Annotated in this window: 15 protein-coding genes and 2 pseudogenes; 13 read left to right on the forward strand and 4 right to left on the reverse strand. The window is 66.0% G+C overall.

Translation table 11 applies throughout. The features are described from left to right. Positions 1–36: 36 nt before the first annotated feature. From ltnD to ABQJ48_RS17890, 7 genes and pseudogenes are all read left to right on the forward strand, one after another. A pseudogene (gene ltnD / locus ABQJ48_RS17860) lies at positions 37–933 on the forward strand (L-threonate dehydrogenase); the annotation flags it as partial. A gap of 14 nt (positions 934–947) precedes the next feature. After that, complete coding sequence (gene otnK, locus ABQJ48_RS17865) at positions 948–2,258, forward strand: 3-oxo-tetronate kinase (protein WP_367839333.1); 1,311 nt, start codon at positions 948–950, stop codon at positions 2,256–2,258. Then, entirely contained in the window at positions 2,255–2,917 is a 663-nt protein-coding gene (gene otnC / locus ABQJ48_RS17870; RefSeq protein ID WP_367839334.1) for a 3-oxo-tetronate 4-phosphate decarboxylase, read from the forward strand. The genes otnK and otnC overlap by 4 nt, the downstream gene beginning before the upstream one ends. An 89-nt stretch (positions 2,918–3,006) precedes the next feature. Continuing rightward, a complete protein-coding gene (gene otnI, locus ABQJ48_RS17875; protein ID WP_367839335.1) occupies positions 3,007–3,795 on the forward strand; it encodes a 2-oxo-tetronate isomerase in 789 nt (262 codons plus the stop codon). Between the two features lie 26 nt (positions 3,796–3,821). Next, positions 3,822–4,802, forward strand: coding sequence for a D-erythronate dehydrogenase (gene denD, locus ABQJ48_RS17880; RefSeq protein ID WP_367839336.1), 981 nt, complete (start codon positions 3,822–3,824; stop codon positions 4,800–4,802). A gap of 442 nt (positions 4,803–5,244) precedes the next feature. Further along, the gene (gene pcaF / locus ABQJ48_RS17885; protein ID WP_367839337.1) at positions 5,245–6,447 is read left to right on the forward strand and encodes a 3-oxoadipyl-CoA thiolase; all 1,203 of its coding nucleotides are present in this window, start codon (positions 5,245–5,247) and stop codon (positions 6,445–6,447) included. 582 nt (positions 6,448–7,029) lie between these two features. Then, positions 7,030–8,112 carry a hypothetical protein gene (locus ABQJ48_RS17890; RefSeq protein ID WP_367839338.1) on the forward strand — a complete coding sequence of 361 codons (1,083 nt, stop codon included), beginning with the start codon at positions 7,030–7,032 and terminating at the stop codon, positions 8,110–8,112. 397 nt (positions 8,113–8,509) lie between these two features. Here ABQJ48_RS17890 and ABQJ48_RS17895 read toward each other — a convergent pair whose 3' ends face one another. Together ABQJ48_RS17895 and ABQJ48_RS17900 are read right to left on the reverse strand one after the other, a co-directional pair. Continuing rightward, complete coding sequence (locus ABQJ48_RS17895) at positions 8,510–9,727, reverse strand: sensor histidine kinase (RefSeq protein WP_367839339.1); 1,218 nt, start codon at positions 9,725–9,727, stop codon at positions 8,510–8,512. Between the two features lie 337 nt (positions 9,728–10,064). Then, positions 10,065–10,967, reverse strand: coding sequence for a LysR family transcriptional regulator (locus ABQJ48_RS17900; RefSeq protein ID WP_367839340.1), 903 nt, complete (start codon positions 10,965–10,967; stop codon positions 10,065–10,067). A gap of 124 nt (positions 10,968–11,091) precedes the next feature. Between ABQJ48_RS17900 and ABQJ48_RS17905 the strand changes: the two genes are divergently transcribed. Both ABQJ48_RS17905 and ABQJ48_RS17910 read left to right on the forward strand, forming a co-directional pair. After that, positions 11,092–11,973 (forward strand): aldo/keto reductase family oxidoreductase, encoded by an 882-nt coding sequence (locus tag ABQJ48_RS17905; RefSeq protein WP_367839341.1) that lies wholly within the window; start codon positions 11,092–11,094, stop codon positions 11,971–11,973. Beyond that, positions 11,974–12,291, forward strand: a pseudogene (locus ABQJ48_RS17910) (alpha/beta hydrolase); the annotation flags it as partial. 21 nt (positions 12,292–12,312) lie between these two features. Here the strand turns inward: ABQJ48_RS17910 and ABQJ48_RS17915 are convergent. Then, on the reverse strand, positions 12,313–13,605 hold the full coding sequence (locus tag ABQJ48_RS17915) for an aspartate carbamoyltransferase (RefSeq protein ID WP_367839342.1): 1,293 nt from the start codon (positions 13,603–13,605) through the stop codon (positions 12,313–12,315). Between the two features lie 421 nt (positions 13,606–14,026). On the opposite strand from ABQJ48_RS17915, the gene dapA reads away from it, so the two are divergent. The 4 genes from dapA (at position 14,027) to ABQJ48_RS17935 (ending at position 17,209) form a co-directional block, all read left to right on the forward strand. Beyond that, a complete protein-coding gene (dapA, locus tag ABQJ48_RS17920; protein ID WP_367839343.1) occupies positions 14,027–14,926 on the forward strand; it encodes a 4-hydroxy-tetrahydrodipicolinate synthase in 900 nt (299 codons plus the stop codon). Positions 14,927–15,239: 313 nt separating this feature from the next. After that, the gene (locus ABQJ48_RS17925) at positions 15,240–16,220 is read left to right on the forward strand and encodes a M23 family metallopeptidase (protein ID WP_367839344.1); all 981 of its coding nucleotides are present in this window, start codon (positions 15,240–15,242) and stop codon (positions 16,218–16,220) included. Then, positions 16,213–16,611: a hypothetical protein gene (locus tag ABQJ48_RS17930; RefSeq protein WP_367839345.1), complete on the forward strand. Its 399-nt coding sequence runs from the start codon at positions 16,213–16,215 to the stop codon at positions 16,609–16,611. Before ABQJ48_RS17925 ends, ABQJ48_RS17930 begins: the two co-directional genes overlap by 8 nt. A gap of 118 nt (positions 16,612–16,729) precedes the next feature. Continuing rightward, positions 16,730–17,209: a bactofilin family protein gene (locus ABQJ48_RS17935; RefSeq protein WP_367839346.1), complete on the forward strand. Its 480-nt coding sequence runs from the start codon at positions 16,730–16,732 to the stop codon at positions 17,207–17,209. A 201-nt stretch (positions 17,210–17,410) separates the two neighbouring features. Here ABQJ48_RS17935 and ABQJ48_RS17940 read toward each other — a convergent pair whose 3' ends face one another. Beyond that, positions 17,411–19,474 carry a putative bifunctional diguanylate cyclase/phosphodiesterase gene (locus tag ABQJ48_RS17940; RefSeq protein WP_367839347.1) on the reverse strand — a complete coding sequence of 688 codons (2,064 nt, stop codon included), beginning with the start codon at positions 19,472–19,474 and terminating at the stop codon, positions 17,411–17,413. Positions 19,475–20,065: the final 591 nt, after the last annotated feature.

Genomic DNA, 20,065 nt, shown 5'->3' on the forward strand with positions numbered 1-20,065 from the left:
GAACCGGCGCAACGACGCACAACCCATCTTGAGAGGTCGAGCATGTCGAGAAATGTCGGAGTCATCGGTTTGGGCGCAATGGGCCTGGGAGTCGCGCGTTCGTTGTTGCGCGCGGGCTTTCGGGTGCATGCGTGCGACCTGCGCAGCGAGGTGCTGCAAGCGTTCGTTGCCGAAGGCGGCACAGGTTGCGCGACGCCCGCCGAACTCGGCGTGCACTGCGACGTGGTCGTCACGCTCGTCGTCAATGCGGCGCAAACCGAGGCCGTGCTGTTCGGCGAGCAGGGGGCGCTCGCCGCGATGAAGCCGGGCGGCGTGGTGATCGCGAGTGCGACCGTCGCGCCGGACTTCGCGATCGAACTCGGCAAGCGGATCGAGGCGGCCGGTCTGCAGATGCTCGACGCGCCGGTGTCGGGCGGCGCAGCGCGCGCCGCATCCGGCGAAATGACGATGATGACTTCCGGACCGGCGGCGGCCTACGCCGCATGCGAGGACGTGCTGGCCGCGATGGCCGGCAAGGTGTATCGCCTTGGCTCGGCGCATGGCGCGGGTTCGAAGGTGAAGATCATCAATCAGTTGCTGGCCGGCGTGCATATCGCGGTGGCCGCCGAGGCGATGGCGCTCGGCCTGCGTGAAGGTGTGGATCCCGACGCGCTGTACGACGTGATCACGCACAGCGCGGGCAATTCGTGGATGTTCGAAAACCGCGTGCCGCACATTCTGGCGGGCGACTACACGCCCTTGTCGGCGGTCGATATTTTCGTCAAGGACCTCGGGCTCGTGCTGGATACCGCGCGCCGCTCCAAATTTCCGCTGCCGTTGTCGGCGGCGGCGCATCAAATGTTCATGATGGCGTCCACCGCCGGCCACGGCGGCGAGGACGATTCGGCGGTCATCAAGATCTTCCCCGGCATCGACGTGCCGGCAGCCAGGTAAGCGAGGAGCACGCCATGACGGCCAACACCCAACGCGCGCTGCTCGGCTGCATCGCCGACGACTTCACCGGCGCGACCGATCTCGCCAACATGCTGGTGCGCGGCGGCATGCGCACGGTGCAGACCATCGGCGTGCCTGCGTCGAACGAAGCGGTCGAGGCCGACGCGCTGGTGGTCGCGCTGAAGTCGCGCACGATCCCCGCCGCCGACGCCGTCGCGCAATCGCTTGCGGCACTCGACTGGCTGCGCGCGCAAGGCTGCCGGCAGTTCTTCTTCAAGTACTGCTCGACATTCGATTCGACCGACGCGGGCAACATTGGCCAGGTGAGCGATGCGTTGCTCGACGCGCTTGCCGCCGACGGCAACCCTAGCGCTTTTACGATCGCTTGCCCGGCTTTTCCGGAGAACGGCCGCACGATCTTTCGCGGCCATCTGTTCGTCGGCGATGTGCTGCTCAACGAATCGGGCATGGAGAACCATCCGCTCACGCCGATGCGCGATGCGAACCTCGTGCGCGTCCTGCAACGGCAGACCCCATCGAAAGTCGGCCTCGTGCGCTACGACGTGGTGGCCAAGGGCGTGCCGGGCGTGCGCGCGGCGTTCGACGCGCTGCGCGGCGAGGGCGTGCGCATGGCGATCGCCGACGCGGTGTCCGACGCCGATCTCCATGTGCTCGGCGAAGCCTGCGCCGACCTCGCGCTGATCACCGGCGGCTCCGGGATCGCGCTCGGACTGCCGGCCAACTTCCGCCGCGCGGGTCTGCTCGCGCAGCGGGCCGACGCCGCGCGTTTGCCGCGCGTCGAAGGCTTGTCGGTGGTGCTGGCCGGCAGCGCGTCGAAAGCGACCAACGCGCAAGTGGCGGCATGGCGCGCGAACCGGCCGGCCTTTCGAATCGATCCGCTCGCGGCGGCGCGCGGTGAAGCCGTCGTCGAGCAGGCGCTGGCTTTCGCGCAGACGCATCTCGAACGCGCCGAACCGGTGCTGATCTATGCCACCGCCACGCCCGACGAGGTGAAGTCGGTGCAACGCGAACTCGGCGTCAACGAGGCGGGGCATCTGGTCGAGGCCACGCTGGCGTCGATCGCGCGAGGCCTGCGCGAACGCGGTGTGCGCAAGTTCGTGGTGGCGGGCGGCGAGACCTCCGGCGCGGTGGTGCAGGCACTGGACGTGCGTACGCTGCGCATCGGCGCGCAGATCGATCCTGGCGTGCCGGCCACGGCCACCACCGGCGCCGAGCCGCTCGCGCTGGCGCTCAAGTCGGGCAACTTCGGCACGACTGATTTCTTCGACAAGGCATTGCGGCATCTCGATGGAGGCGCGCGATGACCGCCGCGCCCGCACTGCACACGACCAACGAGGCACGCGTACGCGAGGAAATCTGCTTGAACGGCGCGAGTCTGCATCAACGCGGCTATACCGTCGGCACCGCCGGCAACATCAGCGCGCGTCTGGACGACGGCTGGCTGATCACGCCCACCGACGCCTGTCTCGGCCGGCTCGATCCCGCGGACATCGCCAAGGTCGATTTCGACGGCAACGCGGTGTCGGGCGGCAAGCCGTCGAAAACGCTCGCGCTTCATCGCGGCATCTATGCGCGCAACGGCGAAGCGCGCGGCATCGTCCATACGCATTCGACGCACCTGGTTGCGCTCACGCTCGCCGGGGTGTGGCGCGAGACGGACGTGCTGCCGCCGCTCACGCCGTACTACGTGATGAAAGTGGGCCACGTGCCGCTGATCCGCTACAGCCGGCCCGGCGACCCGCAAGTGGCCGCCCAGATCGCCGCGCTCGCCGATAGCGTGCGTGCGGTGCTGCTTGAACGTCTCGGCCCGGTGGTGTGGGAGAGGTCGGTCGCACAAGCCGCTTATGCGCTCGAAGAACTGGAAGAGACCGCGCGCTTGTGGCTGATGACGGACCCAAAACCCGCGCCGCTCGACCCGGCCGCCATCGCAGAACTGCGCGCGGTGTTCGGCGCACGCTGGTAGAACACGACACACCAAGCCATGCCGCCCCCCGGCGCGCATCCGGCGTTCATGGACAATGCATGACACACCGTTTTCAAGGAGTTGCCGCCATGCCGCGTTTCGCCGCCAACCTGACGATGATGTACAACGAGCACGCTTTCCTCGACCGTTTCGCCGCTGCCGCGAAAGACGGTTTTAAAGCCGTGGAATATCTGTTCCCATACGACTTCCGCGCCGGCGAACTGAAGGCGCGGCTCGACGCGAACGGCCTGACGCAGGCGCTCTTCAATGCGCCGCCGGGCGACTGGGCCGCGGGCGAGCGCGGCATCGCTTCGCTGCCGGGCCGCGAGGACGAGTTCCGCCGGAGTTTCGACACCGCGCTCGAATACGCGCGGGTGCTCGGCAATCGCAAGGTGCATGTGATGGCCGGGCTGATCGGCGCCGATCAGCCGCGCGCGAAACATCGCGACGTGTATCTGAAGAATCTCGCGCATGCGGCGCAGGCCGCCCAGGCCGAAAACATCATGGTGTTGATCGAGCCGATCAACACGCGTGACATACCGGGCTTCTTCCTGAACCGTCAGGACGACGCGCAGGCGATTTGCGCGGAAGTCGGCGCGCCGAATCTCAAGGTGCAGTTCGACTGCTATCACTGCCAGATCGTGGAGGGCGATCTCGCGATGAAGCTCAAACGCGATATGGCCGGCATCGGCCATATTCAGATCGCCGGCGTGCCGGAGCGCTACGAACCCGATATCGGCGAACTGAACTACCCGTATCTGCTGGAGCTGATCGACTCGCTCGGCTACGACGGTTACATCGGTTGCGAATACCGGCCGCGCGCGGCCACGTCGGCCGGCCTCGGTTGGCTCAAGCCGTATCTGGACGCGCAGCGCTAAGCACTCACTACGACGGACACATCGACATGAAAATACTGATTACCGGCGGCGCGGGATTTCTCGGTCAGCGCCTCGCCCGTGAACTGCTTGCGCGCGGTTGCGTGAAGGACCCGCACGGTGCGCCGCAAGCGCTGACCGAACTGGTGTTGCTCGACGTGGTGCGTGCCGGCGATTTCGGCGACGGCCGCGTGCGCACGGAAGTGGGCGACATCGCCGAGCGCAGCGTGTTGGAGCGCGTGATCGACGACAAGACCGCCGCGATTTTTCACCTGGCGGCGATCGTCAGTGGTCAGGCCGAAGCCGATTTCGACCTGGGCATGCGCATCAATCTGGACGCGTCGCGCCTGCTGCTGGAAGTGTGCCGGCAGCGCGGGCATCGGCCGCGCGTGGTGTTCACGAGTTCGGTGGCGGTCTACGGGGGCGACTTGCCCGAGGTCGTTCAGGACGACACCGCGCTGAATCCGCAGTCCTCTTATGGCACGCAAAAGGCGATCGCGGAGTTGCTGCTCAACGATTACGCGCGGCGCGGGTTCGTCGACGGCCGCGTGCTGCGCCTGCCGACCATCAGCGTGCGGCCGGGGCGGCCCAACGCGGCGGCGTCGTCGTTCGCGAGCGGCATCATCCGCGAGCCGCTGAACGGCGAGACGGCGGTGTGTCCGGTGGCGGGCGCCACGCGCTTGTGGCTGCTGTCGCCGCGCAAGGCAATCGAGAGCCTGATCGCCGGACTCGAACTCGACGCGCCCGCGCTCGGCAACCGGCGCGTGCTGAACCTGCCGGGCATTTCGGTGAGCGTCGACGAGATGATCGCCGCTTTGCGCAAAGTTGCCGGCGACGAAGTCGCGAAGCGGATCGTGCGCGAGCCGGATGCACGCGTGGAGAAGATCGTCGGCAGTTGGCCGGGGAAGTGGGACACTTCGCGCGCCGAACAGCTGGGTCTGAGCGGCGAGCGGAGTTTCGCGGATGTGATTCGCAGTTATATCGCGGATGAGGGGATTCAGATTCGCTGAGGCGCTTTCTGCTTTGGCTTTGGCTTCGTTATTGGCCTCGGCTTCGGGCCAGCGGCAAGCGCCTCTTGCCTCTCGCTCATCTTGTTGCCCCGCGCGGATGAGCGCTTTCATCGCGATTCCTGTGACGCTTCACGATCAACCTGTCATGTCGCACGGCCTGCACGTAATCCCTGGTGCAGGCCTGGTCGCGCTTGACACCGTTTCGCGCACGCGCCTATCATCGAGTCTTGTTGTTCGATATATGACCTAATGTTCGTATAAAGAACAAACGGCGATTGCAAGGTCGTCGTTCCCGATCCTGCGCTAAGCTGCCCTTCACGGCGGCCAACGTATCGGCGCTTTTCTCGTGCCCGGCGGCCCGGTGCCTCGTGCATTCCGCCCGCGCCGGTGCGGCGAGCCGCCCGCGCCGCGGCGCACGCACCCCATCAACTGGAGACATCACATGACCGAAGCATTCCTGTGCGATGCGATTCGCACCCCCATTGGCCGCTATGCGGGTTCCCTGTCGTCGGTGCGCGCCGACGATCTGGGCGCCGTGCCGCTCAAGGCCTTGATGGAGCGCAACAAAAGCGTCGACTGGGACGCAATCGACGACGTGATCTATGGCTGCGCGAACCAGGCCGGTGACGACAACCGCAACGTCGCGCGCATGTCGCTGCTGCTCGCGGGCCTGCCGCAGGGCGTGCCGGGGTCGACGGTGAACCGCCTGTGCGGTTCGGGCATGGACGCGGTCGGCATCGCGGCTCGCGCGATCAAATCGGGCGAGGCCGCGCTGATGGTGGCCGGCGGTGTGGAAAGCATGAGCCGCGCGCCGTTCGTGATGCCCAAGGCGAGCAGCGCGTTTTCGCGCCAGGCCGAGATTTACGACACCACGATCGGCTGGCGCTTCGTGAACCCGCTGATGAAGAAGCTGTACGGCGTCGACTCGATGCCGGAGACGGCCGAAAACGTCGCGACCGACTACCACGTCAACCGAGCGGACCAGGACGCGTTCGCGCTGCGCAGTCAGCAGAAGGCGGCTCGTGCGCAGCGCGACGGCACCCTCGCGCAGGAAATCGTCGGCGTGACGATCGCGCAGAAGAAGGGCGATCCGGTCACCGTGTCGCAAGACGAGCATCCGCGTGAAACGAGCCTTGAAACGCTGGCCAAGCTCAAGGGCGTGGTGCGTCCGGACGGCACCGTGACGGCGGGCAATGCGTCGGGCGTGAACGACGGCGCGGCGGCTCTGCTGCTTGCGAACGAAGCCACTGCCAGGCGCTTCGGCCTCACGCCGCGCGCTCGCGTGCTGGGCCTCGCCACCGCCGGCGTCGCGCCGCGCGTGATGGGCATCGGCCCCGCGCCCGCCACGCAAAAGCTGCTGGCGCGCCTGAACATGACCATCGACCAGTTCGATGTGATCGAGCTGAACGAGGCGTTCGCTTCGCAAGGTCTCGCGGTGCTGCGCGCGCTCGGCGTCGCCGACGACGACGCGCGCGTGAATCCGAACGGCGGCGCAATCGCGCTCGGCCATCCGCTCGGTATGAGCGGCGCGCGGCTGGTGACGACCGCAATGTATCAATTGCAGCGCACGCAAGGCCGCTTCGCGCTGTGCACGATGTGTATCGGCGTCGGTCAGGGCATCGCGATCGCCATCGAGCGCGTGTGATGATCTAGCGCGGGGCGCCGTCGCGGGCGTTTCTGTTTGCAGCACCTGCCTCTTGAACCTTGAACAGCCCCATCGCTTGTGCGATGGGGCTGTTCGTTCTGGGGCCGCATGTTGCGATCATCGCCGCGCTTGCCGCGGTTCAGCCGGGTGGGCACGCGTGGCGACATGCACGACGAACAGAGAGACGTGGCTCAAGTCACGGCAAACCTGCGGCCGCAACGAGGCGTGCCTGCTCGCCGCGTACCGGCGACGCATCGCGACGCTGATGACCGAATACGCGCACCTCGCGAGCCGCGGACCGTTTCAAACAACGCGGGCTCGGTGCGCGGTGTGCACCCACATGCGTGCGGCGCGGCGCACGTGAAGCATCGGGTGCATGGCATCGCTGCCGCTACGACAATCTATGTAGAGATATGTCACGGCCACTGGAAATCGCCCGCAAACCCACGCCCAGCGCTCCTCCGGCAGCATGAAACAAGGCGACATATGTTCGTTGCTGATTTAGCCGGCGCGTCCTTCTATAGTCCGTTTGTCGCCACGCAGCAGTCACACCCAGTGGCCCGAACCCAGCAAGGACATACCGTGAAAAATCGTTCGTTCATCGCCCCGGCCAGTGCCGCCTGTGTTGCATCATCGGCATCTCTTGCGTCGACGCGCGGCGTGCTGCGCAAGCTCGTTTTCAGCGCAACCGTCGCCGTCCTCGCGCTCGGCAGTGCATCGGCGTTCGCGTGGTCGCAGCATGGCACGGCATACACGTCGCACGGCACCTACAACGGCGCGCGCTACGGCTCGTGCGGCGGCGGCAGCTGCTCGCATGCGGGCGGCGTCGCCGGCCCGTACGGTGGCTTTGCGAGCAACACGGGCACGGTGAAGCGCAATGCGCCGGGCCAGTTTTCGAATTCGGGCACCGCGACCGGCCGTTACGGCAACTCCGTGCAGCACGCCGGCGACACCAGTTGCGCGGGCGGCACGTGCACGCACACCGGCGCGTTGACCGGGCCGGACGGCAAGACGGCCACCACCTCCGGCGAGGTGACGAAGAGTGCGCCGGGGCAGTATTCGTCGTCGGGGTCGATCACGGGCTCGAACGGCAACACGGTCGATCATTCGGCATCGACTGATTGCGCGGGCTCGACGTGCGCACGCTCGGGCACGGTGACGGGCCCGGATGGCGGGAACTTCAATCACGCCGGCACGGCGACGCGTGTCGCGCCGGGTGTCGTCACGACTTCGACGAGTGTGACCGGCACGCACGGCAACACGGTGACGTCGAGTGGGACGGTCGTGACGGGTCATGCCGTCGCGACAGGTGGGACCACGGTCGTCGTGGCGCCGAAGCCCGTGGTCGTGGCGCCGCCAGTCGCTTATGTTGCGCCGCCGCCAGTCGTCGTAGCGCCGCCGGTGGCGTACGTTCCGCCGCCTACGGTCGTCGTGACGGCGCCGGTCACTTCCGTTCCGCCGCCGGCCGCGGTGCCGCCGCCGGTCGTCTATGTTCCGCCGAAGCCTGTCGTGGTCCGGCCGCCGGTAGTCTACCTGCCGCCGCCCGCGCCGCATGCGGTCTACGTCGCACCGCGCGCGGTCTACGTCGCGCCGGCGCCCCGTGCGGTGGTGTGGGTGCCGGGCCATTGGGTCGGGCGTGTCTGGGTGCCGGCGCACTGGGCGTGATGCGCGCGGCGATGCGATCCCATCATCAGGTGCTCCAGGCTCGGGACAGCAACGCTGCGTCCCCCTCGCGTTGCGCGGCGGCGCCACATAGCGTTATCTATAGGGTAGGCGTGCTAGCGGCGCTCATCGTTGCGTTCTGCGCGGCAGCGGCGATCAGCGGACTTTTCACTCACGCGCTGGCGCTGCGCGCGGCTCGCGAACCCGAGGCAGCGCAAGAGTGTGCGTCCCGCTACGCTGCGGTGCTGGATCTCGCTGAACTGGCGAGGCGCGAGGGCAAATCATCGAAGGTTGTGGTGCGCGGCCTGAGCGATCGGCGCGGCGCATTGAACACGTGCCTGCCGATCAGCTCAAGCGGGCAAGCGTCCCAGTGAGCGGCGCGACTTCGCGCGGCGCGAGTTTATTGCTGAGCTTCGAGCACCACCGGAAAGCGGATCTCGAACGTAGTCCCCAACCCCTCGTGGGACACGAAATCGATCTGCCCATTCAGCACGTGGCACAACTCCCTGACGATCGCGAGGCCGAGACCCGTGCCCGGAATGTCCTCGCCCGCGGCGCGCTCGAATTCGTCGAACACCCGGTCCGCGTCCGCGGGCGCGATGCCCACGCCGGTATCCGACACGCGTATCGTCCAGTGCGCGGGGCCGTTCATTGCAAAGCGAAGTTCCACTTGGCCCGACTTCGTGTACTTGGCCGCGTTGGACAACAGATTGACCGCGATCTGTTTCAGTTTGAGGCGATTGGACGTGACAGCCTTCAGCGCGGGATCGTATACCGCACACAATGTCAGCCCCTTCGCTTCGATCAGCGGACGCGAGGACGCGACGAGTTCGTCATAAAGCTCGCGTAGGTCCACCTGTTCGAGAGCGAACGGCGCGCCATCGCCGAGCATGACCGCGTACTCGACCATCTGGTCGACCAGCTGCTTCATGTCGGCGGTCTGCCGGTTTGCCAGCGTCAACGCGGTGTCCGCTTTCGACGGCGCGCGTGCGATCAGTTGCAGCGCGATCGAAAATGCGTTCAGAAAATTGCGCAGGTCATGCACCACGCTGCGTGTAATCTGCATTCGCGATTCATACAGATCGCTCACCAGCCGCTGCTTCAACGTCAGTTCGTGGTTCGCGCGTTCCAGCCTGCCGGTGTACTCGTCGATCTTGCGGTCACGCTCACTCACCACTTCCTTGATCGACGTGTACGAGACCATGCTGACCGCTTCGGCGATCAACCGCCGCGCGCGGCTCTCGTGACGGCGCGTGAAGGTGCTGTCTTGCGCGGCGAATTCTTCCAGCGCATCGGCGAGCACCTGATGAAAGAGATCGAGTTCGCGCACGAGCTCCTCGATGCGGTAGCCCTGCCGCCATCGCACTTTGCCGTGTTTTTTTGCATTGCGCTCGATCGAACTCTCGACGCGTTCGAGATCTTCGCTGTCGAGCGCCGCGCACAGGCCGTCGAGGATTTCGGGCAGATGATCGACGAGTTGCTGGTAGGTGAGCTTGTCGGCTTCGACGAGATCGACATCTTTGGCGACGGCATTCATCCATTGCTTGGTGAAGCGGATTCGCTCGGCCCGGATGAACTGGGAAAACTTATGCAGCGGGCTCGCGGGTGTGTCGGTCATGGCGCGTCTAGGGATGAAAGTTCAAGTACATGCGGGCGTTCCAATCCGGCACGATGGCAGTTCGCGAAGACCTTTTGCCTGTGCCCGCCTGCGTTTGCCGCAGTCAATTGGAGGGCGCGCCGGTGGGTGCCTCGCTTGTGTAAAAAGCAACCCGCGCTGCAGTGGCCGAAAGTCGGTTCCATTATCACCGTAATTGCCGCGCAAGGAACGTTTGTTGCACGGCCGCTTCACCTTCGCAAGGTGTCGATTCGGGCGACCGCGACGGTTCCAACGCTCACGCCGCCGTTCACGCGCCCAGCGCGGGATCGATGCGGCCGCAACAAGACTGATGCGCAAGTCAGGTGCGCGCGTTGGCCTCCTTCACGAAGTCGACGAACGCGCGCAACGGCGCGGGCAAGTGGCGGCCTCCGGGATAGTAGAGGAACGGCCCCGAAAAGCGTTGCCACCACGGTTCGAGAATCGGCTCGAGCGCGCCGCTGTCGAGATGCGGGCGAAGCAGGTCTTCGAACAGATGAATGACGCCGACGCCGGCGATGGCGCAACTGACGGCGAGATCGATCGCGGCACCGGGGCGCACGAGCAGCGGCCCCGTCGGATTCAACTGCAGCACCTCGCCATCGCGTTCGAAATACCAGGTCGGCGTCGCGCCGCCGGCGAATTGACCGCGCAGGCAGGCGTGAGTCAGCAACTCGCGCGGATGTCCGGGCCGGCCATGTGCGTCGAGATAGGCGGCGGACGCGGCCGTCGCGAAGCGCTGCACGCGCGGCCCGATCGGGATCGCTATCATGTCCTGCTCGAGGCGCTCGTCGTAGCGAATGCCCGCGTCGCAGCCAATCGACAACACGTCGACGAAGCCGTCCTCGACCACCACTTCGACGCGTATCTCCGGATACAGCTTAAGAAATGGCGCGACGACGCCGGGCAATACGATGCGCGCTGCGCTCGACGGCACGTTCAGCTTCAGCGTGCCGCTCGGCTTGTCCCGGAAGCCATTGAGGACGTCCAGCGCCGCTTCCATTTCACTGAAAAGCGGCGCGAGTTTTTCGATCAGACGCAGGCCCGCTTCGGTCGGGGCGACGCTGCGTGTCGTGCGGTTCAGCAGGCGCAGACCGAGTTTCGCCTCCAGCCGCTGCACGGCAATGCTGAGGCTCGACGCGGACACGCCGCCGATTCGCGCGGCGTCGCGAAAGCCGCCCGCGCGGACAACCGAGACAAACGCGGCAAGGTCGTTCAATTCCATCCTCGATGACGGGCAAGTCAGACAGCTGTTGAAAATATTAAACAACCCGTCCACGTTAGACCCCTTTATTCAACAACGCAATGTCGGGGATACTGCGGGTCATCCACTCATCGAGGAGCGCGTCATGCCGAATGTCACTGTCACCGATACCTATCCGCTTGCCGGCCGCACCGTCCACCGCATGGGCTATGGTGCGATGCAGCTTGCGGGGCCCGGCGTGTTCGGGCCGCCCCGGGACCGCGCGGCCGCGCTCGCGGTGCTGCGCGAAGCGGTGGCCTCGGGCGTCGATCACATCGATACCAGCGATTTTTACGGGCCGCACATCACCAACCAGTTGATCCGCGAAGCCCTGCATCCGTATCCGGAGAAGCTGGTGATCGTCACGAAGGTCGGCGCGACGCGCGGCGGCGATGGCGCGTGGCTGCCGGCCGTCGAACCGGCGGACATCGAGCGCGGCGTGCACGACAATCTGCGTAACCTCGGCCTCGACGTACTGGAGGTCGTCAACATGCGGATCATGGGCAGCGTGCATGCGCCTTCGGAAGGTCCGATCGAAAAGCAGGTCACGGCACTCGCCGAGCTTCAGCAGCGTGGGCTCGTGCGCCATATCGGCCTGAGCAACGTCACGGCCGCCCAGATCGCCGAGGCGCGGCGCATCGCCGGGATCGTCTGCGTACAGAACCACTACAACCTGGTTCATCGCGACGACGACGCGTTGATCGACGATCTGGCAGCCCATGGCATTGCTTACGTGCCGTTCTTCCCGCTCGGCGGCTTTACGCCGCTGCAGTCGTCGGCGCTGTCGGAGATCGCGCGGACCCTCGGCGCGACGCCGATGCAGGTAGCTTTGGCCTGGCTTTTACATCGGTCTCCTAACATTCTGCTGATTCCGGGTACGTCCTCGACAGCGCATCTGCGGGAAAACCTGCAAGCGGGGCGCTTGAATTTGACCGACGAGGTGTTGGGCGAACTGGACGCGATCGGCAAAGCCCGCGGCGGGGCGTGATTCGGCGACCCGGCCCGCGACGCCGGCTTCTGAAACAGCGAGGCGATCGTCGACAACGCGCGCAGTTTTGGCGATGCGCATATCGCGCTGACAATCGACTGCGGGGTGAACGATTCGCTGGTGCAGTCGAACCGGACGCTGCACGAGCGGCTCGTCGAACTCGGCATGCCGCACGACTACGCCGAGCGGCCCGGGGGCCATACCTGGAAGTACTGGGCCAACACCGTGCAGTATCAGGTGATGTTCTTCGCCGGCGCGTTCAGCCACGCGCGCCTGCTCACGAAGATGGCCAACGGCATGACAGGCGCCGCGAGCTGAAGGCGCGGCGTGCGGCGCCGCTCAGTCGATGCCGTGAAACACCGCGTCGTCCGGGCCGAGATAGGCGGGCGGACGCCATGCGGCATCGCGCATCGAATGCTGGACCAGCCTTTCGACGCCCAGCAGCACCGCGAAAATCGCCATCCGCACGGGAATGCCGTTGTCGGTCTGGCGAAAGATCGCCAGCCGCGCATCGTGATTCAGGTCCACGCTCAGATCGTTCGCGCCGGGCCGGCTGTCGCGCGGCAACGGGTGCATGATCAGGGTGTCGGGGCCGCACACGCTGTCCACCAGTGCCTCGTTGATCTGGAAGTCGGGCGTGTAGCCCTCGAATGACTCGTCGGTGAAGCGCTCTTTCTGGATGCGCGTCGCGTACACGACGTCGGCGCCGCGCAGCCCGCTTGCGAGGTCGTGAGTAGGCTCGATCACGTGGCCGTTGCGCGAGATCTGCTCGATGATGTAGCTGGGCATTTCGAGCATCGGCGGGGAAATCAGCGTGAACTTGATGCCGCGGTACAGCGCCAGCAGCTTCACCAGCGAGTGCACGGTGCGCCCGTATTTCAGGTCGCCGACCAGGGCGATATGCGCGCCGTCGACGATCTTGCCGAGCCGCGAGAATTCGCGCTGGATCGTGTACAGATCGAGCAGCGCCTGGCTGGGGTGCTCGCCCGGACCGTCGCCGCCGTTGATCACCGGCACGTTGGTCGCACGCGCGAATTCGGCCACCGAGCCTTGCTCCGGATGGCGGATCACGAGTGCGTCGACGTAGCCGCTCATCACGCGGCTGGTGTCGTAGATCGACTCGCCCTTGGCCATCGACGAAAACGTGAAGCCGGTGGTGTCGCACACCGAGCCGCCCAGCCGGCAGAACGCCGCGCCGAAGCTCACGCGGGTGCGCGTGCTCGCCTCGAAGAACAGATTGCCGAGCACCGCGCCTTCGAGCACGCGGGAGATTTTGCGGCGCCGGGCGATCGGCTGCATGATGTCGGCGACCCGAAACAGGGCCTCGACGGAATCTCGCGAGAACTGATCCACCGACAAAAGCTGCGGCTTGCCCTCGAACAGCATCTGGCTGGCAAGCGACTGGGAATCTACGCTCTGCGTATATTTTTCGGCTGGGTCGCCGCGAACGACGATCTCCGACACGAAGCGCTCGACGATCTCCGGCATGGCCCGCGATTCCTGCGAATCGTCTGGCAGCAGCCAGGTGTCCAGCGCCCGGCGCGACACGCCGATGCGGCTCGCGAAGCTCTCGCGCGTCATGTTCAGGCGACGCATCGCATCGCGCAGGAAGGCTTGCTGGGGAACGCTCATCGAGGCACCTGTCGCAGAGGGTGGGGGAGATATACGCGGTGCGTATATTAGTTTGCCTGCTGGGGAAGTCAAGCGCTATTTGCGAAGTGCTTTGCCAGCGGGCCCCGTGCCCGGTTACACTGCGTCTCATGCATTCCGGCCCTACCTTTCGACTCTGCCCGTCGTCCCTTGCGTGCCACGCTTTTGCAAGCGTCGGATTCGCGCGCGCGCAGGCGTCACGCGTTCGCATCGGCGCTGCCCGCCGCGCGAGCCGCCCGAACGTCGGCGCCAAAGCCAAAAAACAGCCGCTCATCTGACCGGAGCAAGCTGTTCCGTCAGATGTGCGACGGAACAGCCGGTCTACCGCCTGCGTGCGGCCTGTCCTGAATTTTCCTCGTACCGCTGAACGGAATCGATACGGTCGCGTTATCGAGGTAAAAACATGTTCGATTTTTCAGGTATCTGGGTTCCACTCATCACGCCGTTCGCCGACGGTGCCGTCGACCACGCCGCGCTGCGCGCGCTGGTGCGCCGCTATGCCGATGCGGGAATTGCCGGCGTGGTCGCGCTCGGCACGACCGGCGAACCGGCCGCGCTCGACGCCGCCGAACAGGACGCGGTGCTGGCGACGATTCTCCACGCCGCGCAGCCCGCCGAGCATGACAGGCCCCCTGCGCGGGCGCTGCCGGTGGTGGTCGGCGTATCGGGCAATCACACGGCGTCGATGCGCGCGCGGATCGCGCAGCTGAACCCGCTGCCGATTGCCGGCATGCTGATCGCCGCGCCGTACTACATCAGGCCGTCGCAAGCGGGGATCGTCGGCCATTTCACCGCGCTCGCCGACGCCAGCGCCAAGCCCGTTGTGCTATACGACATTCCATACCGCACCGGCGTACGGCTAGAACTGGACACGCTGCTCACACTGTCGGCGCATCCGATGATTCGCGCCGTGAAGGACTGCGCGGGTTCGCTCGACACCACGCTCGCGCTGGTCCGCGACGGCCGCCTGCAAGTGCTCGCCGGCGAGGACGTGGCGATCTTCAACACGCTGTGTCTGGGCGGCAGTGGGGCGATCGCGGCATCCGCGCATCTGTGCCCGGAACGCTTCGTCGCGCTGTATCGCGCGCTGGCTGAGGGACGGCTCGCCGAGGGCCGACGCATTTTTCACGCGCTCACGCCGCTGATCCAGGCGGCGTTCGCCGAACCGAACCCTGGGCCGGTGAAGGCGCTGCTCGCGGCGCAAGGACTGATACGCGATGAACTGCGCATGCCAATGACGCGCGCGAGCGACGCGCTAGCCGCGCGGCTCAGGGCGCTGGATGGGCTCGATGAAATCGTGTAGGACATCGAATCATTTTATTTAGCCGGCGATCGCGAAGTCCTGGTCACGGCGAATCCAGGCGGCGCGTCCGGTTGCGGCCCATATTTGAGATGAGGCCGCGTGCATCCACGCGATAATCGACGCCCTTTGTCTTTCATCGCCGCGGGCTGCGCCCCGCCGATGCCGTATGCAGTCAATCGTATTCACCGATCTCTGGTCCCGCTGCTCCGCGCGTCGCGTCGGGCACGCTTTCACTGTGCCGCTGTCCGCATTTGTGCGCCCGGCCGCGTTTGCACGCCGTCGCGCAGCGGGCATCGCACGCGAGGAGCCTTGAATGGCTTCCGTGATCGCAGCCGGCAACTGGCTTTCCAACGGCTCCGTCCGTTTCGTCACACACCGCACGGCATGGTCGATCGCGCTCGGCGCAGCTTGCAGTGCGGCGGTGCTCGCGCTTGCCGGGGGCGTCGCGATCGGCCGGCATTGGCCCGTGCACGAAACGCCCGGCGCGCCCGGCGACAAGCGCATCGAACACGACTACGCGATCGATCAGCTCGGGCAGTTGAGCGCGTCGGTCGCGCAGCTCGAGCCGCGCATCGCGCGGCTGACCGCGCAGGTCGACGGGCTGCGCGATTTTGAAGCACGCCTGAATACGCCGCGGCCGGCGCCGCGTGCGTCGGCTGCGCCGAGCGAATCCCTTGCGCCGGGCTCGTCGTCCGAAGCCGACGCCTCCGCCACCGACGGCGCCGGCGGCCCCGCATTGCCGCCGCGGCGCTGCAGCGACCAAGGGGCGCCGTGGCGCAGCCGTGCCGATGCCGAACACACACGCGAACAACTCGATTGCATCGCTGCGACGCTGTCGGCACTGGAGCAGCAGACCGCCGCCCACGCGGTCGCGTATGCCGCTTTTCCAGGCCGCATGCCGGTCGACGGCGCGCGTTTTGGCTCGCCGTTCGGCAATCGCAGCGATCCGTTCACGCATCGTTTGAGTTTTCACCCGGGCGTCGATCTGGTCGCCCGCACCGGCACGCCGATTCTGGCGGCAGCGGGCGGCCGCGTGGTGTTCGCGGGAGAGAAGGCGGGCTACGGAAATGCGGTCGAGATCGATCACGGCAATGGGCTGGTGACGCGCTACGGTCACGCGTCGCGGATCGTCGCGCATGTCGGCGAGCTGGTGCTGCCGCGCCAATATATTGCCGATGTCGGCTCCACTGGCCGCTCGACGGGCCCGCACCTGCATTTCGAAGTGCTCGTCAACGGTGCGCCGGTCAATCCTGCCGGCTACCTCGCGCTGTTCGCGCCGATGCCTCATGGCTGAGCTGGGAAGCGGCCGGCGCGCCGATCGCCGGGTGGCCCGCGCCGCGAACGCCCTGAGCCGGCGCGACTACAGGTTGCAGCCCGCGCGGCCGTTGGCCTGGCGGATCGCCGGGTGGGCCGTCGTGTGCCTTGCCAGCGCTGTGCTCGGCGCCGCGGCATTGACGGGCTGGCAGGTGTCGCGCGCGGGCACCGCGGCGGGGGCGTGCGCGGCCCGATCCGTCGACGTAGGCAGCCAGCAGACGGAACTGGCCCGTATGCGGCTGGCGTTGGCGGAGGAATCGGCCGCGCGCGCTGCGGTGCAAAAGGCCGCGGATAGCGCCGCCGCCGAGGTCGCCCGGCTCAGTGCGGAATTGCAGTTTTTGCGCAGCCAGAGCAACGCGTCGCGACATTGAGCGCACGCAACAGCGGGGAGGGCGCGGTAAGCCATCTGCCAGGCCATTGCAACAGACTACCTGTGGCGTCGGCGAAGCGCCGTCACGCGACCATCCATTTCATTTCGAGGAAACCGCTATGTTCCGCAAGAAGAAAAATTCGGGCATCGAACAGACCAGACTTGCCACCCTGATCGCCCATGACGTGCGCATCACCGGCGACGTTCAGTTCAGCGAGGGCCTGCGCATGGACGGCCATGTGAAGGGTAATGTCAGCGGCGCGCCCGGCAGTCAGGCGCTGCTGGTGCTGAGCGATCGCGGCTCGATCGAGGGCAACGTGCACGCGTACGACGTGGTGGTCAACGGCAGGATCGTCGGCGATCTGATTGCGGATCACTTCGTCGAGTTGCAGGGCAACGCCCATGTGGTCGGCAACATCTACTATCAGCAATTGAGGATGGATTGCGGCGCGTCGGTCGATGGCAAGCTAACACGGCAAGAAGCTGCGCAGGCCGCGCCGCCGCATCTGGTCGCGGTGGATCAACCCTCGCGCGCCGAATATAGCGAACGTGACGAACCCAGGGAACCCAAGGACCGCAAGGAACGCAAGGCCGGCTAGCGCGGCGCTGTGGCCGCGCCACGCGTGCGTCGTTGAAGGTAGCGGCGGCCATTGACCCTGCTAAAAATGATCGCGTCGCCCAGCTTGCGCACCGCGCATGCGACCGCCAGTCGTGCGGATGTGCCGCGGCCGGCTATCGGGAGCGGCTCGCGACGGCACAGCCTTGCACGCCGCGACAATGTCGCAAAACCGCCGACGTGCTCACGGGGCCATCGTGCGGCCCCTCAGCAGCGCACCGAAGTCGTCCGCGCTCACGGGCTTGCCAAGCAAAAAGCCTTGCATCTCGTCGCAGCTCATGGAACGCAGCAGGCCGAGTTGCGATTCGGTCTCGACGCCCTCGGCCACCACGTCCATTTCCAGCGAATGCGCGAGCGCGATGATCGCCGATACGATCGCGCTGCCTTGCGCGCCGTGCTCGTCCAGTCCGTTGGTGAAGAAACGGTCGATCTTCAATTGCTTCACGCGAAAACGTTGCAGGTAAGCGAGGCTCGAATAGCCGGTGCCGAAATCGTCGATCGCGATCTCGAAGCCGCTTGCCTGAAATGCGCGGATCATCTCGACGGTTTTCTGGGCGTCCAGCATCGCCACGGTTTCGGTGATCTCGAACATGATCTGTCCGCTCGCGACGCCTTCCGCCTTGACGATCTCCAGCATGTTTGCGACGAGGTCGGGCTCCAGAAGTTGACGCGGCGACAGATTGATCGCCACCTTCATTGCCGGCAGGCCCTGTTCGACCCAGCTGCGAATCCGCCGGCATGTCTCGCGCACGACCCAGTAGCCGATCGGCACGATCTGGCCGGAGCGCTCGGCGATCGGAATGAATTCGGCCGGCGGCAAGATGCCCAGTTGCGGGTGGCACAGACGGATCAGCGCCTCGGCGCCGGCGAGCGAGTCGTTGCCGCCATAAAACTTCGGCTGGAATTCGAGCGAAAAAAGGCCCTCGGCAAGCCCGGCGTGCAGTGCGCTTTGAATCTGCAGCGTGCGCGTGGCGGCCTCGTTCATGCTGCGCTCGAAGAAGCGGTATGTGCTGCGGCCAGCGCGCTTGGCTTCGTACATGGCTGCGTCCGCGTGCTTGAGCAGCGTTTCCACCGTGTCGCCGTCGCCCGGATAAAGCGCGATGCCGATGCTCGGCATGACCTGCAGCGGTTGCGAATCGGCCCACATGGCCTGGCGCATCCGTTCGAGCACGGCTTCGGCCAGTATCGCGGCGTCTTCGCGCGAGCCCAGGTTTTGCGCCAGCACCACGAATTCGTCGCCGCCCAGCCGCGCAACGGTGTCGGTCGCCCGCACGCAGTGCTGCAGGCGCTGCGCGAACGTGGACAGCACGGCATCGCCGGCCGAGTGGCCGAGCGAATCGTTGATGGTCTTGAAGCCGTCCAGATCCATGAAGAGGAGCGCAAACGGTGCGTGTTGACGGCGTGAGATCGCACGTTCGATGCACTCGGTCAGCGTGCTGCGGTTCGGCAGCCCGGTCAGCGTATCGAGCGTGGCGAGGCGCACGATCTGCCCGTTCAGCCGCGACACCGCGCCCGTGAGCAAGCTGGTGCGCGCGTCGAAGCGCGACAGCATCAGCGTCACGATCAGGATCGCGAACGTGAGCAGGATCAGCGAGGTTGCAAGCCAGGGGGCGTCCACGCCTTTGGCTGCGCCGCACACCGCGTCCGGCGCGAAGTCGGCCGCGGCCATGCCTGCATAGTGCATACCGCTGATCGCGATGCCCATCACCAGTGCGGCGCCCAGACGCTTGCGCACCACGTGCTGCGCCTGGTCGTTGCCGAGGGCCTGCGCCATCCAGAGTGCGGCGCTCGACGCGCCGATCGCAATCGCCAGCGAGCCTGCGAGCCAGCCCGGCCGATAGTGGATCGCGGGCGTCATCTGCAACGCCGCCATCCCGGTGTAGTGCATGCCGGCGATGCCGAGGCCCATCAGCACGCCGCCTGCCAGCAGGCGGACGGGCGTCAGCCGGGGCTGGGTCGTCACGACCAGCGCCAGATACGACGCGCCGATGCCGAGCCCGAGCGAGCAGGCCGTGGTCGCGAGGTCGTAGCCGAGCGGGATCGGTAGCGAAAACGCCAGCATCGCGATGAAGTGCATCGACCAGATGCCGACGCCGAGCGCAAGCGCGCCGCCCAGCCGCCACGCCTGCCGCAGCCCCGCGGACGCCAGCAGGGAAATGCGACCGGTCAGGTCGAGCGCCGTGTACGAGGCCAGCGTCGCAACCACGAATGAAATGGCCGCGAGCCAAAGATTATATGTGCTGTGCATGTTGGATCCGGCCGCCGGGAAGGAAGCGGGTAAACATGTTATCGGCTGTTCGCGGTGTTTATTTAGCCAAATTACATAATCGGGCGATGACGTCAGTCAAAAGCGCGGCATTCGCCGACAAATTGAACGTGCGTTCTTGCGCGCCAGAAACGTTCCATGTTTCCGTCGCGATTTCGATGACGGCCTAGCGGGTAATCATCCGGGGTCATGCCAGCCTTCATCGCCATTTCGCGCGGGATGGCACAGGATCGATGCGCATTATTGAGCGCGCATGTTGGCCCGATACACGAATATTCATTTGCTAATCCGTCATTCTGAAACTTTGACATCCGCGCACGGCCGTCTCGCTCTTAGGTTCCAATGCACCGGCTCGGGATCGGTGGCGACCTGCATTCAGATCACGCTCGCGAGCGCCAAAGCGTTGAGGACATGCGGTTTGCGCTCGTGCACCGCGTCGGCGCGGCAACTATCATTGACCACTGGGTTACCTGCTCGTATTGTGCTTAACGCAAACGGCGGGAGGAGCCCTGCGCCAACTCGGGGAGTACCACTTTCAACAGCGCATTTGAGCCGGCGCACGCTCGGCAACGG

It is taken from the genome of Paraburkholderia suaedae (assembly GCF_040812055.1).
Taxonomy (GTDB): Bacteria; Pseudomonadota; Gammaproteobacteria; order Burkholderiales; family Burkholderiaceae; genus Paraburkholderia.

Excerpts from the sequence above, each read along its gene's own strand:
- otnK (WP_367839333.1), top strand. The coding sequence starts at position 948 with ATGACGGCCAACACCCAACGCGCGCTGCTCGGCTGCATCGCCGACGAC.
- otnC (WP_367839334.1), top strand. The coding sequence starts at position 2,255 with ATGACCGCCGCGCCCGCACTGCACACGACCAACGAGGCACGCGTACGC.
- otnI (WP_367839335.1), top strand. The coding sequence starts at position 3,007 with ATGCCGCGTTTCGCCGCCAACCTGACGATGATGTACAACGAGCACGCT.
- denD (WP_367839336.1), top strand. The coding sequence starts at position 3,822 with ATGAAAATACTGATTACCGGCGGCGCGGGATTTCTCGGTCAGCGCCTC.
- pcaF (WP_367839337.1), top strand. The coding sequence starts at position 5,245 with ATGACCGAAGCATTCCTGTGCGATGCGATTCGCACCCCCATTGGCCGC.
- ABQJ48_RS17895 (WP_367839339.1), bottom strand. The coding sequence starts at position 9,727 with ATGACCGACACACCCGCGAGCCCGCTGCATAAGTTTTCCCAGTTCATC.
- ABQJ48_RS17900 (WP_367839340.1), bottom strand. The coding sequence starts at position 10,967 with ATGGAATTGAACGACCTTGCCGCGTTTGTCTCGGTTGTCCGCGCGGGC.
- ABQJ48_RS17905 (WP_367839341.1), top strand. The coding sequence starts at position 11,092 with ATGCCGAATGTCACTGTCACCGATACCTATCCGCTTGCCGGCCGCACC.
- ABQJ48_RS17915 (WP_367839342.1), bottom strand. The coding sequence starts at position 13,605 with ATGAGCGTTCCCCAGCAAGCCTTCCTGCGCGATGCGATGCGTCGCCTG.
- dapA (WP_367839343.1), top strand. The coding sequence starts at position 14,027 with ATGTTCGATTTTTCAGGTATCTGGGTTCCACTCATCACGCCGTTCGCC.
- ABQJ48_RS17925 (WP_367839344.1), top strand. The coding sequence starts at position 15,240 with ATGGCTTCCGTGATCGCAGCCGGCAACTGGCTTTCCAACGGCTCCGTC.
- ABQJ48_RS17930 (WP_367839345.1), top strand. The coding sequence starts at position 16,213 with ATGGCTGAGCTGGGAAGCGGCCGGCGCGCCGATCGCCGGGTGGCCCGC.
- ABQJ48_RS17935 (WP_367839346.1), top strand. The coding sequence starts at position 16,730 with ATGTTCCGCAAGAAGAAAAATTCGGGCATCGAACAGACCAGACTTGCC.
- ABQJ48_RS17940 (WP_367839347.1), bottom strand. The coding sequence starts at position 19,474 with ATGCACAGCACATATAATCTTTGGCTCGCGGCCATTTCATTCGTGGTT.